Raw genomic sequence first — 16429 nt, forward strand, 5'->3', positions numbered from 1 at the left:
TGACACCCATGACCCACCTCTTCGGCATCCGCCATCACGGCCCTGGCTGCGCGCGTTCCTTGGTTCGCGCGCTGGACGAGCTGTCGCCGGATTGCATCTTGATTGAAGGGCCGCCTGAGGCGGAGGCCGTGCTGGCGTCGGCGATTCATGCGGAGATCGAGCCGCCGGTGGCGCTGCTGTTGTACTGCCCGGACGATACGAAGAAGGCGTCGTTTTATCCCTTCGCGGAGTTTTCGCCGGAGTGGCAGGCCATCCGTTTTGGACTCACGCGCAGCGTGCCGGTGCGCTTCATGGACCTGCCGCAGGCGCACGATCTGGCGCTGCGAGATGCGGAGATGGCCGCCCCTCTGGCGGATGAAGCCGAACCCGCCGCAGAAGCCGAACCCGAAGACATCTCGGGCGATCCGCTCGACTGGCTGGGCCGTGCAGCAGGCTATGGCGATGGCGAAACGTGGTGGAACCAGATGGTCGAAGAGCGTCGTGATGCTGACAGCACGGGTCTATTCGCCGCGATCCAGGAAGCGATGACGAGCGTCCGTGCCGAGATCCCACGCAAGCTCACTCCACCATCGCAGCAGCGCGAGATTCTGCGTGAGGCGCACATGCGCAAAACCATCCGTCAGGCAGAGAAGGATGGGTTTCAAAAGATCGCCGTGGTTTGCGGCGCATGGCATGTGCCCGCGCTCGCCACCATGCCAAGCGCGAAAGCGGATAACGACCTGCTCAAAGGCCTGCCGAAGGTCAAAGTAGCCGCGACTTGGGCGCCGTGGACGTACGGACGCCTTGCTGCCGCCAGTGGCTACGGTGCCGGGGTGATGTCGCCGGGATGGTATGAATTTCTCTGGAAAAATCAGGCTGCTGAAGCCTCCCAGCGCTCCATCGCATGGATCTCCAAAGTCGCGCGGCTGATGCGCGAGGAGGACATCGACTGCTCCTCTGCACACGTCATTGAAGCCGCACGTCTCAGCGATGCGCTCGCCGCCATGCGCGAACGCCCCGCCGCCGGGTTGGATGAAATCAATGAGTCCATCCGCACCGTCATCTGCATGGGCGAGGATGCACCGCTGAAGCTCATCCGTTCCAGGCTAATCGTGGGCGAAAAATTGGGCCGCGTCCCGCCGGATGTGCCCACCGTGCCGCTACAGCAGGATTTGGAAAAACAGCAGCGCAGCCTGCGCCTGAAGCCGGAAGCCCTGGCGAAGGAACTCGATCTGGATCTGCGCAACGAGAACGACCTCAGCCGCAGTCACCTCCTCCACAGGCTAAAGCTGCTCGGCATCCAATGGGGCGAGGTGCGTGGCACCGGGCGGAGTGCGAAGGGCACCTTTCATGAAGTGTGGCAGGTGCAATGGCAGCCCGAGTTTGCCGTGGCCATCATTGAAGCCTGCCGTTGGGGACATACGATCAGTGATGCGGCCACGGCGCTGGCGATTGATCAGGCGCAGAAGGCGGAGTCTCTGCCCGCGCTCTCGGCGCTGGTTGATCGTGTGCTTCTCGCCCATCTCCCGCATGCGGTGGAGCCTGTGACGCACGCGTTGGAAAACCTGGCCGCCATCGCGGGCGATGCTTCACAGCTCCTCGAAGCCATTCCACCGCTGGCCAATATTTTCCGTTATGGCAATGTGCGCCAGACCGACGCCTCGCTGGTCGGGCATGTGCTCGATGGCCTCGTCACGCGCGCCTGCATCAGCCTCGGCGGGGCGTGTGCTTCGCTGGATGACGACGCAGCCGCTGCCATGCGCAAACGCATCATCGCCACGCATCAGGCCATCAAGCTCATCGGGAATGAAAGCCATCTCGCCGATTGGATGCCGGCGCTCACGCGTCTTGCGGTACTGGGTGGGACGCATGGACTTGTGTGCGGGCTGGCTGCACGCCTGTTGTTTGATGAAAAGACCGAGGATGCCGATGCCACGGCCACACGCATGAGCCAGGCGCTTTCCATTGGCAACGATCCCGCGCCCGCTGCAGCTTGGCTGGAGGGATTCCTGCATCAGAGCGGCATGGTGTTGCTCCACGATGACCGGTTGTGGCAGACCCTGGATGCCTGGCTTGCTTCCTTGAGTGATGAAGGCTTCACCCGCATCCTGCCGCTGGTCCGGCGCACGTTCTCACTGTTTCCCGGCACGGAGCGCACCCAGCTCGGTGCTCGTGCGAAGCACTCGGGTGCGGCTGGTCCGGCAGTGAAGACCGTCATGGCGGAGGAGTGGAACGAAACGCGCGCCCAGAAGCCGCTGGCTGTGCTGGAACAGATTCTTGGACTGAAGTCATGAGCACGCCATCTACAGACAACGAACGACAGCGCCGCTGGCGCCTTGCCCTCGGCGGCGAGGCCAATGAATCCTGCTGCGGACTGAGCGGCGAGGATCTGGAAATCGATCAAGCTCTCGGCGCACTCTATGAGCCTGAAGGCCCCAGTGGTATGAAAGGTGCCCGGCGTGGCGGCACTGAGAAATCCGCTCCACGCGTCGCACGCTGGCTGGGGGACATCCGCAAATACTTCCCCGCCAGCGTGGTGCAGGTGATGCAGCAGGATGCGCTGGACCGTCTGGGCATGCGCGAAATGCTGCTGCAGCCGGAGATGCTGGAGGCCGTGCAGCCGGACGTACACCTCGTGGCGAGTTTGATCTCACTCTCCGGCGTCATCCCCGCCAAGACGAAGGAGACCGCCCGCATGGTCGTGCGCAAGGTGGTGGAAGAACTCATGCGCAAGCTCGCCGAGCCCATGCGCACGGCGGTGACGGGTGCGCTGAACCGTGCGGTGCGCAATCGTCGGCCACGACTGGCGGAGATCGACTGGAACCGGACCATCCGCGCCAATTTGCGGCATTATCAGAAAGACTACCAGACGGTGGTGCCGGAGACTTTGATCGGCTATGGCCGCAAGGCGCAGAAGACCCAGCGGAACATCATTCTCTGCATCGATCAGAGCGGCTCGATGGCCGCCAGCGTCGTCTATTCGAGCATCTTCGGGGCCGTGATGGCCTCCCTGCCTGCGGTGAAGACCCAGCTCGTGGTCTTTGACACGGCGGTGGTCGATCTGACGGAGAAACTTGATGATCCGGTGGAACTGCTCTTTGGCACCCAGCTCGGCGGCGGCACGGACATCAACAAAGCCGTAGGCTACTGCCAGAGCCTTATCACCGATCCCACCAACACCATCCTCGTTCTCATCTCCGACCTCATTGAAGGCGGGGTGGAAAAGAACCTCCTCCAGCGCACCAATGAGCTGGTGCAAAGCGGCGTGCAGTTCATCACCCTGCTGGCGCTCAGCGACGAAGGCGCTCCCTGCTACGACCAGCAGCTCGCTGCCAAGATGAGCCTGCTCGGTGTTCCCAGCTTTGCCTGTACGCCGGACAAATTTCCCGCGCTCATGGCCGCTGCGATCAAGAAGGAGGACATCGCCCTCTGGGCCGCGCAGGCAGACCTCGTGACCACGCGCCATGCGTGAGTTCTACCCCCCCTGCACCGGCGGCATGATCGCCACCTCGCCGCCATCGTGCAGCGGCTCATCGCGCTTCACATAGGTTTGGTCCAGAGCCAGGAGCAGGCTGTTCTGCCAGTCGCTCAGCTTGGGCCAGCGGTCTTCGATTTGAGCGAGCAAGTCGCCCATCGTGGCACCGGCGGGCACTTCGAGGGAGATTTCGTCCGTGCCGGTGATGTCACGAAGGACGGAGAAAAAGAGCACTCGCAGCTTCATGATGCTGGATTGGGGTTCAGGATGCCGATGCAGGGCAGATTGCGGAAGCGACCCTGGTAGTCCATGCCGTAGCCCACGACGAATTCATCGTCGATCTCAAAGCCGGCGTCATCCAGCGGCACCTCACGCAGGCGCTCGCGGCGTTTGCTCAGCAGGACGCAGGTGCGCAGCGAGGCCGGCTGTTGCGCGAGGAGGCGCTCGCAAATGGCGCTGAGCGTGAGCCCGGTGTCGAGGATGTCATCCAGCAGCAGCACGTCCTGATCGCGCATGTCAAAGTTCGCGGGCCAGTTCACCTTCACCTCGCCGGTGGTGGCGGTTCCGCCTTGATAGCTGCTGGCGCTCAGGGTGTACAGCCGCACGGGCATTTCGAGTTTGCGCAGCAGATCAGCTACAAAGAAAAGGCCGCCATCCATCAGCGCCACCACGGTGACGACTTTGCCTGCGAGTTCCGCATTCAAACGCGCGGCCATCGCGTCCACCCGCTCGCTGATTTGCGCGGGAGTGAGCAGGATGCGTTCGAGATCTTGAATGACGCCGGTGACAGAAGATGGCATGGAGCAAAAGAGTGTATAAAAGGCCAAAGCTGACGTAGCGCAGGCCGCACGACACGCGTTTCTTGTAACCTGAATGAACCCAACTGACAAACCGAACCTGCCCGACCTGCGCGTGAGTTACGACCAGGGCGAACTCGACGAACACAGCGCCCCGGCCGACCCCCTGGCGCTCTTCACGATATGGATCAACGACGCCCTCGCGCACAAGCTGCCGGAGCCGAATGCGATGAGCCTCGCCACCAACGGCCTCGATGGCACTCCGACCGTGCGCACGGTGCTGCTCAAAGGCATCGACGAGCGCGGCTTTCATTTTTACACCAACTACGAAAGCCGGAAGGGCCACGAAATCGCCGCCGATGCCCGCGCCGCCGCCTGCTTCTTGTGGACGGACCGCCATCATCAGGTGTGCCTGCGCGGTTACATTTCCAAGCTCGACCGTGCCGATGCAGAGAAGTACTTCGCCAGCCGTCCCTACGGGCATCAAATCGGCGCCTGGGTGTCCGATCAGAGCGTGGTGATCTCAGGCCGTGAATGGCTGGAGCAGCGCGATGTCGAACTGAAGGCGCAGTATCCGGAAGGCCAGGTCCCCTGCCCGCCGCACTGGGGTGGCTACACCCTGCAGGCAGAAGAAATCGAATTCTGGCAGGGCCGCGTGAGCCGCCTGCACGACCGCATCCGCTACCGCAAAGAAAACGGCGTTTGGGTCAAAGTGCGCCTGAGCCCGTAATCACCAAGGAGCGGCACTTGCCAAGTGCTGCCCCTTTTACGTGGGCCACGTCCCGCCCCAGGGCTGAAAAAATCTCGAAAGCCACTTGCCTTTCATTATTTTCAGTTTTTAATGAAAGTGTGAGCAAGGAACTACCAGAATGGGAAAAGGCACGCGAGGAATTCGTGGTCCAGTGGGGTTCGCTCGGCACGCAGTGGGGCATCCCCCGCACCATGGCCCAGATTCACGCCCTGCTCATGACGGCCCCGGAACCCATGTGCACAGACGATGTCATGGAGCGCTTGGAGATCAGCCGCGGCAATGCACACACCAATTTAAAAGATCTCGTTGGCTGGAACCTCGTGCGCATCATCACCAAGAAGGGCGACCGCAAGGAGTACTTCGAGGCGGAGAAGGACGTCTGGAAGATCTTCATCACCATCTCGAAGGAGCGCAAACGCCGCGAGATCGAGCCCGCCATCCACCTCCTGCGCGACTGCGCCGCACGCACGAAGGAAGAAGCCACCGGCCCCGGCAAGGACTTCCACCAGCAGATGCAGGACCTCGACGAATTCCTCAGCTTCGGCGTCAAAGTCGCCGACACCGTGATCTCCATGAAGCACGCCTCCGCCCTGCAGTGGGCCATGCGCCTCCTCGGCTGATCTTTTCATGCCTATGTATTTCACAAAATACTGAAAATTCAGAATATAAAGTCAACATGAACACCGCTCCACTCGAAGTCCGCCGCATGCGCCCGGGCTGTGATGAGACGAATCCCCTCGAGGGCGAAGTCGTGTGGAGTCCGGTGAAGTCGCTCTGGTTTACTACGCATCTGGTCATTGCCCTGATTGGCGGTTGGCTCACGCTCAGCCCGGGGGCCGTGATTCTGTCGGGCGTGTTCACGGTGCTCACCCTATGCCTTGGGCACACCATTGGCCTTCATCGCCTGCTGATTCACCGCAGCTTCGCCTGCCCTCGCTGGCTGGAGCATGCGCTGGTGCATCTCGGCACGGTGGTTGGCATGGGTGGTCCCTTCAGCATGCTTTACCTGCATGACATCCGTGACTGGGCGCAGCGGCATTCGGCCTGCCACCCATTCTACATCGACCAGCGGCCTATCTGGCGGGATGCGTTGTGGCAGCTCCACTGCAAGCTGCGTTTGAAGCATCCGCCGCAATTTGAGATCGAGCGCGAGGTAAGCGAGGATCGCTTCTACCAGATGCTGGAGCGCACCTGGATGCTGCAGCAGCTTCCCTATGCCTTGTTGTTCTACCTTCTCGGTGGCATCGGCTGGGTGGTGTGGGGCATCTCGGTGCGCATTGTGGTTTCGTTGCTCGGTCACTGGCTCATTGGCTACTGCGCGCACAACATCGGCCAGCGTGACTGGCACCTGCAAGGCCATGCGGTGCAGGGCTACAACCTCCCCCACCTGGGTATTCTCACCATGGGTGAGTGCTGGCACAACAACCATCACGCTTTTCCTGACTCTGCTCGTCTGGGGCTCACAACGGCTCAGCACGATCCCGGCTGGTGGGCGCTGCGCGTGCTGAATTTCTTCGGTCTGATCACCCACGTGAAGCTGCCCGCCGACATGCCGGCACGGCCTGAACTCATTCCCCTCAACCCAAACACAAACCACACACCCCTATGAACGAAACCGTCATCAGCTACAGCCTCTACCTCATCCTTGCCGTCAGCATGACGGTCTGGGTGGCGCGCACCCTCCACAAAAACGGCCGCATCTTCCTCGTCGATTGCTTCAACGGGAACACGGACCTCGCCGACAGCGTCAATCACCTGCTCGTCGTCGGCTTCTACCTCGTGAACATTGGCTTTGTCTCGCTCTACCTGAAAAGCACCGAGGAAATCAGCGGTGCCCGCGGCGTCTTCGAACTGCTCAGCGGCAAGATGGGCGTCGTGCTGCTCATGCTCGGCGGCATGCACTTCTTCAATCTCTACGTCTTCACCCGCATGCGCCGCCGCGCCACCCTGGCCAACCTGCCCCCGCCCGTGCCACCCATGCATCGCGTCAGCAAAGCTCACGACATTCTCGACACATTATGAACAAGCTGCTTGCTTCCTTGCGGTCGATGCTCTGCGGGTGGGTAGCTTGCAACATTCTTTTCTGGATCTGCAATCTCTCGTGGATGGTGGATCGTTATAAATCCTTCAGCGATTACATCGGCTACTCGATATTCATGGGAGTTTGCACCGGAATAGTGATCATGTGCGCTTGGTTGGTGATCTTCCTTCCAGTTGATCTCTGGATCGCAGACAACTCCATGCTGCGTCGCCCATGGGTTGCATCGGTCTGCGGCTTTGTGACAGGCGCTCTGTTGACCGTAGTTCTATGGCCCTCCTTTGAGGGAGCTGATTGGCTGGAAAAAGTCACAAGCATGAAATTTTCACTGCAAGACATGCCATACGTCCTTGGGCCTAGCATCACCGGCATGGTGGCGGCCTATATCAGGTCACTTGATCGCGATCCCTTATTGAAGACGCCATGAACACCCTCACCATCTTCTACGATGCGCGCTGCGGCCTGTGCTCGCGCTTCCGGCGTTGGATGCTCGAACAGGCCGCGTATGTGAGGCTGGAGTTTCTGCCTTACGATTCGCCGCAGGCCCTGCGCCTCTGCCCGGATCTCCCGAACTTGCGTGCAGATCAAGAAATCGTCGTCATGGGAGATGACGGCTCTCTCTGGCAGGGCGCGGGTGCCTGGGTGACGTGTCTGTGGGCGTTGCGCGAATACCGCGAATGGTCCCTGCGCCTTGCCAGCCCGGCCATGCAGCATATCGCCCGCCGCGTGGTGCATTGGATCTCCAGCAACCGCATCGGCCTTTCCCACCTGCTGCGTCTGCGCAGTGATGACGCGCTGCGGGCGCAGATCACGGAGACGGCCTGTGACAATGGAGCCTGTTCCATTGAAACACGAAACGCGGCTTGAATGAAGACAGCGGTCTGCGCTGTAATGGCTGAATGTCATTCCTCCGCAGCCTCCTCATCGCCTGCACCCTGTCCGCCAGCCTTCATGCAGCCGAAGACAAAATGCGCCTCGTGCGTGAGACGGACGCACTGACCCCTGATCAGGAGCGCGCGGGCCTGCACGTGCCGCCGGGCTTCACGGTGCAGCTCTTCGCCAGCGAGCTGATGATCAACAAGCCCATCAACATGGCCTTCGATGCGCGAGGCCGCCTGTGGGTTTCCTCTACCGTCGAGTATCCCTATTCCGCTGACAAAAGCCGCTGGTCCGACGAGAAGGGCACGCGCGTCAAAGACAGCCGCGATGCGATCAAAATCCTCGCAGACACCGATGGCGACGGCAAAGCCGACAAGGTCACCGACTTCGCCGACGGCCTGAACATCCCCACCGGCATTCTCCCCTGGCACAAGCCGGAGCACAAAGTCGGCTGCATCGCCTGGAGTATTCCTAACATCTGGTACTTCGCCGACACCGATGGCGATGACAAAGCCGACCATCGCGAGATTCTCTTCGGCCCCCTCGGATATGAAAAAGACACGCACGGCATGTGCAGCAGCTTCCGCCTCGGCCTGGACGGCTGGGTGTATGCAACACATGGCTTCAACAACACGAGTCACTTTAAAGCCAAAGATGGCAGCACGCTCGATCTCCACAGCGGCAACGTCTTCCGCTTTCGCCCCGACGGTTCGCGCATCGAAAAATGGACCAGCGGCCAGGTGAACCCCTTCGGCTTGTGCTGGGATCGCTTTGGCAATCTTTACAGCGCCGACTGCCACAGCTCACCCATCTATCAGCTCATCCGTGGAGCGTGCTATCCCAGCTTCGGCAAGCCCGATGACGGCCTCGGCTTCGCCCCAGTGATGTGTGAGCACAGCCACGGCTCCACCGGCATCTGCGGCATTGTTTACCTCGACGGCGGCGTCTGGGGCCCCGAGTGGGACGACCACACGCTGGTGGGCAACTGCGTCACCTCCCGCGTGAACCACGACACCATCACCTTCACCGGCTCCACGCCCAAAGCCAACGAACAGCCCGACTTCATCACCAGCGACGACCCTTGGTTCCGTCCCGTCGATCTCCAACTCGGCCCCGACAACGCCCTCTACATCGCCGACTTCTACAACAAGATCATCGGCCACTACGAAGTCCCGCTGGATCATCCGGGCCGGGACAAAGAACGCGGAAGAATTTGGCGCGTCGTGAAGGATGACCACACCAAATCACTGACCGACTGCCAGTTGGAAGCCATGATTGACAAAACACTCGCGCAGCAATTGGAGTCGGAAAATATCCGTCGCCGATACTTAGCTGGAGAAGTGATCTTTCAGCGAGGCGTGGTCGCGTATGAGGAGGTCGTCGCAGGGACTGCGAAACCGCAAAAGGGCCAAGTGGACCAAGGAACTGCTTTACGCACGGCTCATGGAATGTGGATCGGTGCCCGGCTTGGGAAGGCGAGTGACAATCAGTTCAAGCAGGCGGAGTCTGTGGACTTTCTCAGTTCAGCTCATGTTTTCAAAACCTTGAGCGCATTGGCTGATCAGCCTGGAGTGCCTGGATATTTTGCCCACACCTATGAAAAGTTTGATGCGCCTCCTGCCGGCGTAGGCACAATCTATTCCACCAAATTACCTGTTGGACCCATAACAAGAGCAAAGGGGTACATTCAATCCTCCGACGGCCGTTTGATCGAGTCCCGCGCTTCGGTGGAAAATCGCAAGGCTCTGGTTGAATGCCTCGGTCTCAGCGAAGATCGAGCCGCGATTCTTGATCTTGTTAATGAACTCAGGTCTTTGAAAGGTGACGAGACGCAACTGCTCACGACTAAAATCGCTCTCCGTCGCATCCTGAGCCACCCTGGAAATCTCAAAGTGCTGCCACCGGATGCGTATGCCGCGGCTGAAGTGGTGCTGGCCGTGCCGAACGCCGAAGCCAGTGCGTGGCTGTGGCGCATGGAAACGCTGGAAAAGAAAGCGTCTATGAGCCGGGCACAGATCCTCCAACATCTTGCGCGTTATGGAGACGCCGATCTGCTGCAATCTGCGATGCAAGAAACCCACCAAGCATATCGAGACAAGCCTGCCGCTTCTCAGCTTGATCTGGTTCAAGCCATTCACAACGGCCTCAGCGAGCGCGGTGCGCCGACTAATCCTGAGCTGCTGCAATGGGCGCAGGAACTTGCCATGCAGCTCCTTGAATCAGCTGACATGCAGCCTGCACCTGTCTGGACTGCGCTGGGCGATGCCAAGTGGTCCTTGCAGACACGGAAGTGTGCGGATGGCTCAGAGGCGCAGGTATTGCAGAGCATGATCAAAGGTGGTGGCGATGAAGAGAAGCGCACAGGGGTGTTGAAATCCAAATCGTTTGCCGCGCCGGAGAAGCTTGTGCTTTGGGTCGACGGACATCGCGGACCACCGACTGCGGAGGCGCATGACAAGAACTTCGTGCGTGTGGTGGATGCGCAGAGCGGTGCCACGCTCGCGAGTGTGTTTCCACCGCGACACAATGATTGCCGGCGAGAGGAACTGGATCTCGCCAAACACACAGGGAAGTCCGTGCGCCTGGAGATCGTGGATGGTGATGATGGGAAGGCTTATGCGTGGCTGGGCGTCACGCGCATTGAGCCAGCGGTGGTAAGCGTGAATGATTTCCACAACGAAGACAGCACACGCAGCGCGCTCAAAACACTCGCCATGCTTCTGCAGCACACGGCACCGGCGGCGCTGCGTGAAAAGCTGGTGACCTATTTGCCACCACGGCCCGCGCCACCACCGCTGCCCGTTTCACCAGAGCAGCGCAAGCAGCTGGATGCCTTGATCACCACGCGAGCGGCGGCGGTTGCCAAAGCGAAGCCGGATGTCGCGGCGGGGAAGACGGTGTTCACCACCAACTGCGCGGTATGTCATCAGATCCGTGGTGCCGGCGGTTTGATTGGCCCGCAGCTTGATGGCATTGGCGCACGCGGAGCGGAGCGGTTGAGCGAAGACATCCTTGATCCGAACCGCAATGTGGATGCGCATTTCCATCTGCACACACTGACGCTCAAAGATGGCTCCTCCCTGAGCGGCTTCCTCAAAGGTGAAGCAGGCCAGGTCTTGATCCTCGCCGATGCTGCGGGGCAGGAGCATCGCGTGTCCAAAAATGATCTTGCGAAGGATGTGACGACGCCCATGTCGCTCATGCCGCCGGTGTTTGGGCAGACGCTGGATGAAGTGGCGTTCATCAACCTGCTGGGGTATTTGATGAATGAGAAGGCGGGGAAGTAGGTTTCAATTTGACGCTGCATTATTAAAGACGCTCAAGCCATCGACATCATGCCCATCGAATTCGACGTTCATATCACTGAAAAACTTCTTCGACGTGTCGCAAGACGTCGGCTGCTTCAACACTGGCCGCGCCTATTGTTCGCCGTGGTGTTGATTATTGTGGCAGTAGCGTTGGATTATCGCCCGGGCACATGGAGCGCTTCTTCGATTTTCGGTATGACGACCATTGGTTTTCTGCTGGTGTTGTATCCCGCCATTGAGATCCGGCAGCGGCGAAGCATTGCTGCCTGGAAACGTATGCAGGGGGATGCTCCCGTACATTACCGGTTGAATGAGGAGACGCTCCAGGCGCAGTCCAATCTTGGGGGCACCGAGTTGAAGTGGACGGTGTTTCGTGAACTCATTGAACATCACGACTGCTTCCTGCTTGCACTGGTTCAGGGAAATAACCTCACATTGCCACGTGAAGGTGTTCCTGCAGAGGCGCTGGATTTTATCCGCCACAAATTTCAGGAACTGAAGCTTCCCATCAAGCGCGCATGATTCTTCGCCTGGCTTCCCTGATAATTTTTTTCGGCGTCGTCATGGCGGCTGATGTTCTCAAACCACACCCCAAGGCTGTTCCAAACATTCATCCGCCGGGCGAGGTGGACCGGCCGGACATGGTGAAGTTTGTTGTGTCGGATTCGGCAATGCTGCCGGGAATTGTGGTGGATGAGATGGATGCGGAGCTGGTGGGTGAGTGGCAGTACTCCACGCACACGCCGCCGTATGTCGGGCTGGGTTATTTGCATGACATGAAAGCTGGAAAGGGAAGCAAATCGGTGACCTTCACGCCCAAGCTTCCAAAGGCGGGCTGGTATGAGGTGCGGCTGGCGCATTGCTACAATGTGCGGCGTTCGACAAAGACGCCGGTGACTATTCATCATGCGGATGGGGAGGCGAAGGTGATTATAAATCAGCAGCAGGAGCCGGAGCATGGGCGGCTGTTTCGCACGCTGGGCACGTTTCGGTTTGAAGAAGGGCGTGCGGGATGGGTGCGGGTGTCCAATGAGGGCACGGAGGCGGACAAGGTGGTGATTGCCGATGCGGTGCAGTTTCTGCCGCTGGCAAAATAGTCCACAAAAAAGCCGGGGGTCTTGCGACACCCGGCTTTGTGAATGATGGATCTTAATCGTCCTCGGCTTCGGCAGCAGCGGCTTTTTTGCGCTTCTTTTTGCCACCGGCGTTGCGGAGAGCCTTGGGAATCGGGTCTTCCTTCTTCTGCAGGGCACGGCGGAGCTTGCGCAGCGCGATGTTTTGCAGCTGACGGATACGCTCGCGCGTGACGCCGAACTCCTGACCGACTTCTTCCAGCGTGCGGGGCTTCTGGCCGGCAAGGCCGAAGCGGGCGTCGATGATCTTGCGTTCGCGTTCGTCGAGAACAGTCAGCAGGCCATCGAGCTGGCTGTGCATGTTCTTGTGCGAGAGCAGGTCGAACGGGGTCTGGGCGTTTTCATCGCCGACGATTTCGCCGAACTCGGTGCTGTCGTCGTCGCTGATCGGGGCGTCGAGCGAGGCAGGGCGCATGGAGGCGACCTTGAGCTGGCTGAGCTTGGCGCGATCAATGCCGATTTCTTCGGAAAGTTCGTCGTCCGTGGGTTCGCGGCCGAGTTCCTCGGACATCGCCATGGCCACGCGGCGCATCTTGCTGATCTTGTCCACCATGTGGACAGGAAGGCGGATGGTCTTGGACTGGTTGGCGAGGGCACGCTTGATGGACTGTTTGATCCACCAGGCGGCGTAGGTTGAAAGTTTGCCACCCTTGTTCGGGTCGAAGCGTTCCACGGCCTTCATGAGGCCGATGTTGCCTTCAGAAATGAGGTCGAGAAGTGGCAGACCGTAGTTGGCGTAATCCTGGGCGATCTTCACCACGAGGCGCAGGTTCGCACGAATCATGTGCGAACGGGCTTCGGGGTCGCCGCGTTTGATGCGTTCAGCAAGCTCGACCTCCTGGTCGGGAGTCAGCAAGTCTGTCTTGCCGATCTCACGCAGGTAAATCTTAATGCCTCCGTCGAGTTCCATATGAGCGTTCTAGTTGGGTAATACGATACAAGGACCAACGTCCATGCCCCGAGCTGAGACGCAGGGGGTAGTCAGTATAAAAGCAATTTCACACTTCGCTCGTGTTTTTTGAGCAAGTTTGCGGCCAGCATAGGATATTGGACCGAAGGAAAGTGGCACAAGCGAAGAATAGACAACCTACGTTCAACTAAACTTTCGGGTGATCGTCAACATCATTTCTAAAAAAAGTTAAGATTTGTTAATAAAAACACCTGCAAATCGGCACTTTTTCAGCTTTTAGAGGGCTTGGTTGGTACTTTGGGATTTTTATCAAGGCTGGCAGTTTGTCCTTCCTCGGTGATGCCGCCCGCTTGACACCGCCCGCTCCTTCCCCGACTTACTGCTCCCTCAAAATTGCCATGCCCCGCCAAATTTCCTACCGCGAAGCCATCCGTGAAGCCCTTGACGAAGAAATTGCTCGCGATCCCATGGTCGTGGTCATGGGCGAAGAAGTCGCCCAGTACAACGGGGCTTACAAGGTGACGGAAGGCCTCTGGGACAAGTGGGGCGACAAGCGTCTGGTGGACACCCCCATCAGCGAGGCCGGTTTCATCGGCATGGGCATCGGTGCCAGCATGCTGGGCGTGCGTCCGGTAATGGAGCTCATGTTCTGGAGCTTTTATACGGTCGCCTGGGATCAGATCGTCAACAACGGTGCGATGGTGCGCTACATGAGCGGTGGCAAGATCAACGTCCCCATCGTCATCCGCGGTCCTGCCAACGGTGGCACCAGCGTGGGCGCCACCCACTCCCACACCCCGGAAAACATCATGGCCAGCTTCCCCGGCATGAAGTGCGTCTGCCCCAGCAACGCCTACGATGCCAAGGGCCTCATGAAAGCCGCCATCCGCGACAATGACCCCGTCATGTTCATGGAGAGCACCAAGCTCTACGGCGAAAAATGGGATGTGCCCTCCAACGATGAACTGCCCAACGGCGAACTCTTCATCCCCCTCGGCCTTGCCGATGTGAAGCGCGAAGGCACCGACATCTCCCTCATCGCCCATGGCAAGGCGGTCATCACCTGCCTGGAAGCCGCCAAGATCCTCGAAGAAGAGCACGGCATCAGCGCCGAAGTCGTCGATCTGCGCACCATCCGCCCGCTGGATGAAGACACCATCCTCGCTTCCGTCGCGAAAACACACCGCGCCGTCTATGTCGAAGAAAACAAGCCTTACTGCGGCATCGGCGCCCAGATCGCCTACATGATTCAGGAGCGGATCTTTGACGAACTCGACGCCCCCGTGCAGCGCGTGTGCAGCCTCGATTCCCCCGCGATCTACAGCCCGCCGCTCGAAGCCCTGCAGCTGCCGACGGCGGAAGTCGTTGTCGCCAAAGCGCTGAGTATTTTCTAAGCTGGAACCGCCATGAAATTCACCCAGGTCTTCAAAAAGGTGCCCGAAGGCTACGTCGGCTTTGTCGAGGAGCTGCCTGGAGCCAATACCCAAGGCGCGACCTTGGATGAAACCCGCGCCAACCTGCGCGAAGCCATTGAACTGGTCATGGAGGCCAACCGCGTGCTCGCCGAAGAGGAGATTGGCAGCGACGAAGTTTATCGTGAAACCATGCTCCTGGCTGCTGCTTGAAACTTCGTGACCTCCTCCAACATCTGCATGACCACGGCTGCGAACTCTTGCGTGAAGGCGGCAATCATTCGATATACGTCAATCGCGCCACGCGCAAAAGCTCCTCCGTCCCGCGCCATCGCGAGATCAACGACTTCCTTGTGAACAAAATCTGCAAAGACCTCGAAATCCCCCGCCCTTAACTTTTTCCCGCCATGCCTAAATTCATCGAAATGCCCAAGCTTAGTGACACCATGACCGAGGGGACCCTCGCCAAATGGACCGTCAAGGAAGGGGACAAAGTCACCGTCGGGAAAGCCATCGCCGACATCGAGACCGACAAGGCCACCATGGAATATGCCAGCCCGTTTGAAGGCGTGCTGCACAAGTTCATCGCCACCCCCGGCGGCAAAGTCCCCCTGGGCGCCCCGCTGGCCGTGATTCTGGAAGACGGTGAGGCCGTTCCGGCCGATCTGGATGACCTCATCGCCAAGGCGAAGGCCTCGGCTGCCCCGGCCCCCGCGGCTGAGAAAAAAACAGCCGCTTCTGCCGCCAAGGTGACCGCTGCCGGTCCGCGTCTGCCTCTGGCCCCGCAGCACAAGAGCCGCGCCGTCGCTGGCGGTGCTGCCCTGCGTGTCAAAGCCTCCCCTCTCGCCAAGAAAGTCGCGGCGGAACGCGGCGTGGATCTCAACTCACTCGTCGGCACCGGCCCTGGCGGACGCATCGTGCGTGAAGACGTGGAAAACGCTCCTGTGGGCGGCGCTTCCGCAGGTCGCGTGGCTGCCACACCGGCCATCCGCCCGGTCATTGGTCCTGAAGACGAACGCGTGCCCACCAGCAGCATGCGCAACATCATCGCCGAGCGCCTCCTGGCTTCGAAGACGCAGATCCCTCACTTCTACCTGCAGATGGAAGTGGATGCCGGCCCGCTCATGGCATTCCGCGCCCACCTGAACGCTTCTGCCGAGAAGACCGGTGGCAACAAGTACACCGTCAACGATTTCATCCTCAAGTCCGTCATCCGCGCCGCCCAGGCCCAGCCTGCGATCAACGCCGCGTGGGATGGAGATGCCATCGTGAAGTTCAAGTCCGTCGGTCTCAGCGTCGCCATCGCCATTGATGACGGCCTCGTCACTCCGGTCATCAAGGAGGCGGAAAAGAAAACGCTGCTCCAGATCAGCCAGGGCGTCAAAGATCTGGCCGGCAAGGCCAAGAACAAGAAGCTCAGCCCCGATGACTTCGCCGGCGGCACCATCACCGTCTCGAATCTGGGTGCCTATGGCATCGACCAGTTTGCCGCGATCATCAATCCGCCGCAGGCCGCGATCGTGGCCATCGGCAGCATCCGTTCCGCACCTGTCGTCAATGACAAGGGCCAGATCGTCGTCGGTCAGCGCATGTGGGTCGGCCTTAGCGGAGACCATCGTGTCGTGGATGGCGCCGTTGCCGCGACTTTCCTGGCTGAAATGCGCAAGCTGCTGGAAAACCCGGCGCTGATGCTGGTGTAAGACAGTGATCTGTTGAAAACAGGTCTGAACAGGCGCGGATACCTTCA

At 59.8% G+C, this 16429-nt stretch carries 18 protein-coding genes; 15 read left to right on the forward strand and 3 right to left on the reverse strand.

The genetic code is table 11. The features are described 5' to 3' along the window. The first annotated feature begins 8 nt into the window (after positions 1-8). Positions 9-2273, forward strand: coding sequence for a DUF5682 family protein (locus AC24GY_RS05545; RefSeq protein ID WP_487680999.1), 2265 nt, complete (start codon positions 9-11; stop codon positions 2271-2273). Further along, on the forward strand, positions 2270-3451 hold the full coding sequence (locus AC24GY_RS05550; RefSeq protein ID WP_487681001.1) for a VWA domain-containing protein: 1182 nt from the start codon (positions 2270-2272) through the stop codon (positions 3449-3451). Before AC24GY_RS05545 ends, AC24GY_RS05550 begins: the two co-directional genes overlap by 4 nt. A gap of 3 nt (positions 3452-3454) precedes the next feature. Here AC24GY_RS05550 and AC24GY_RS05555 read toward each other — a convergent pair whose 3' ends face one another. Both AC24GY_RS05555 and hpt read right to left on the reverse strand, forming a co-directional pair. Continuing rightward, entirely contained in the window at positions 3455-3700 is a 246-nt protein-coding gene (locus tag AC24GY_RS05555; RefSeq protein ID WP_422321100.1) for a MoaD/ThiS family protein, read from the reverse strand. After that, on the reverse strand, positions 3697-4254 hold the full coding sequence (gene hpt, locus AC24GY_RS05560; RefSeq protein WP_422321099.1) for a hypoxanthine phosphoribosyltransferase: 558 nt from the start codon (positions 4252-4254) through the stop codon (positions 3697-3699). The genes AC24GY_RS05555 and hpt overlap by 4 nt, the downstream gene beginning before the upstream one ends. Before the next feature lie 73 nt (positions 4255-4327). Between hpt and pdxH the strand changes: the two genes are divergently transcribed. The 9 genes from pdxH (at position 4328) to AC24GY_RS05605 (ending at position 12324) form a co-directional block, all read left to right on the forward strand. Further along, positions 4328-4981: a pyridoxamine 5'-phosphate oxidase gene (gene pdxH, locus AC24GY_RS05565; RefSeq protein WP_487681004.1), complete on the forward strand. Its 654-nt coding sequence runs from the start codon at positions 4328-4330 to the stop codon at positions 4979-4981. Between the two features lie 119 nt (positions 4982-5100). Next, entirely contained in the window at positions 5101-5622 is a 522-nt protein-coding gene (locus tag AC24GY_RS05570) for a GbsR/MarR family transcriptional regulator (RefSeq protein WP_487681006.1), read from the forward strand. Positions 5623-5678: 56 nt separating this feature from the next. Then, positions 5679-6611 (forward strand): acyl-CoA desaturase, encoded by a 933-nt coding sequence (locus AC24GY_RS05575; RefSeq protein WP_487681008.1) that lies wholly within the window; start codon positions 5679-5681, stop codon positions 6609-6611. Beyond that, on the forward strand, positions 6608-7024 hold the full coding sequence (locus AC24GY_RS05580; RefSeq protein WP_487681010.1) for a hypothetical protein: 417 nt from the start codon (positions 6608-6610) through the stop codon (positions 7022-7024). The genes AC24GY_RS05575 and AC24GY_RS05580 overlap by 4 nt, the downstream gene beginning before the upstream one ends. Further along, complete coding sequence (locus tag AC24GY_RS05585; RefSeq protein WP_487681012.1) at positions 7021-7467, forward strand: hypothetical protein; 447 nt, start codon at positions 7021-7023, stop codon at positions 7465-7467. Before AC24GY_RS05580 ends, AC24GY_RS05585 begins: the two co-directional genes overlap by 4 nt. Next, positions 7464-7907 (forward strand): thiol-disulfide oxidoreductase DCC family protein, encoded by a 444-nt coding sequence (locus AC24GY_RS05590; protein ID WP_487681014.1) that lies wholly within the window; start codon positions 7464-7466, stop codon positions 7905-7907. Before AC24GY_RS05585 ends, AC24GY_RS05590 begins: the two co-directional genes overlap by 4 nt. A 32-nt stretch (positions 7908-7939) precedes the next feature. After that, the gene (locus AC24GY_RS05595; RefSeq protein ID WP_487681016.1) at positions 7940-11206 is read left to right on the forward strand and encodes a PVC-type heme-binding CxxCH protein; all 3267 of its coding nucleotides are present in this window, start codon (positions 7940-7942) and stop codon (positions 11204-11206) included. Between the two features lie 48 nt (positions 11207-11254). Beyond that, positions 11255-11749, forward strand: coding sequence for a YcxB family protein (locus AC24GY_RS05600; protein WP_487681018.1), 495 nt, complete (start codon positions 11255-11257; stop codon positions 11747-11749). Continuing rightward, on the forward strand, positions 11746-12324 hold the full coding sequence (locus tag AC24GY_RS05605) for a golvesin C-terminal-like domain-containing protein (RefSeq protein ID WP_487681020.1): 579 nt from the start codon (positions 11746-11748) through the stop codon (positions 12322-12324). Before AC24GY_RS05600 ends, AC24GY_RS05605 begins: the two co-directional genes overlap by 4 nt. A 52-nt stretch (positions 12325-12376) precedes the next feature. Here the strand turns inward: AC24GY_RS05605 and AC24GY_RS05610 are convergent, their stop codons facing one another. Further along, positions 12377-13270 carry a sigma-70 family RNA polymerase sigma factor gene (locus tag AC24GY_RS05610; protein ID WP_300199627.1) on the reverse strand — a complete coding sequence of 298 codons (894 nt, stop codon included), beginning with the start codon at positions 13268-13270 and terminating at the stop codon, positions 12377-12379. A gap of 398 nt (positions 13271-13668) precedes the next feature. Between AC24GY_RS05610 and AC24GY_RS05615 the strand changes: the two genes are divergently transcribed. The 4 genes from AC24GY_RS05615 to AC24GY_RS05630 are packed head-to-tail and all read left to right on the forward strand — an operon-like array spanning position 13669 to position 16382. Further along, positions 13669-14664: an alpha-ketoacid dehydrogenase subunit beta gene (locus AC24GY_RS05615; protein WP_422321089.1), complete on the forward strand. Its 996-nt coding sequence runs from the start codon at positions 13669-13671 to the stop codon at positions 14662-14664. A gap of 12 nt (positions 14665-14676) precedes the next feature. Then, positions 14677-14895, forward strand: a complete 219-nt coding sequence (locus AC24GY_RS05620; RefSeq protein ID WP_422321088.1) for a type II toxin-antitoxin system HicB family antitoxin — start codon at positions 14677-14679, stop codon at positions 14893-14895. Continuing rightward, positions 14892-15077 carry a type II toxin-antitoxin system HicA family toxin gene (locus tag AC24GY_RS05625; RefSeq protein WP_422321087.1) on the forward strand — a complete coding sequence of 62 codons (186 nt, stop codon included), beginning with the start codon at positions 14892-14894 and terminating at the stop codon, positions 15075-15077. Before AC24GY_RS05620 ends, AC24GY_RS05625 begins: the two co-directional genes overlap by 4 nt. A 12-nt stretch (positions 15078-15089) precedes the next feature. Continuing rightward, positions 15090-16382, forward strand: coding sequence for a dihydrolipoamide acetyltransferase family protein (locus tag AC24GY_RS05630; protein WP_487681024.1), 1293 nt, complete (start codon positions 15090-15092; stop codon positions 16380-16382). The last annotated feature ends 47 nt before the right edge of the window (positions 16383-16429 follow it).

The organism is Prosthecobacter sp. Pr1, assembly GCF_057652315.1.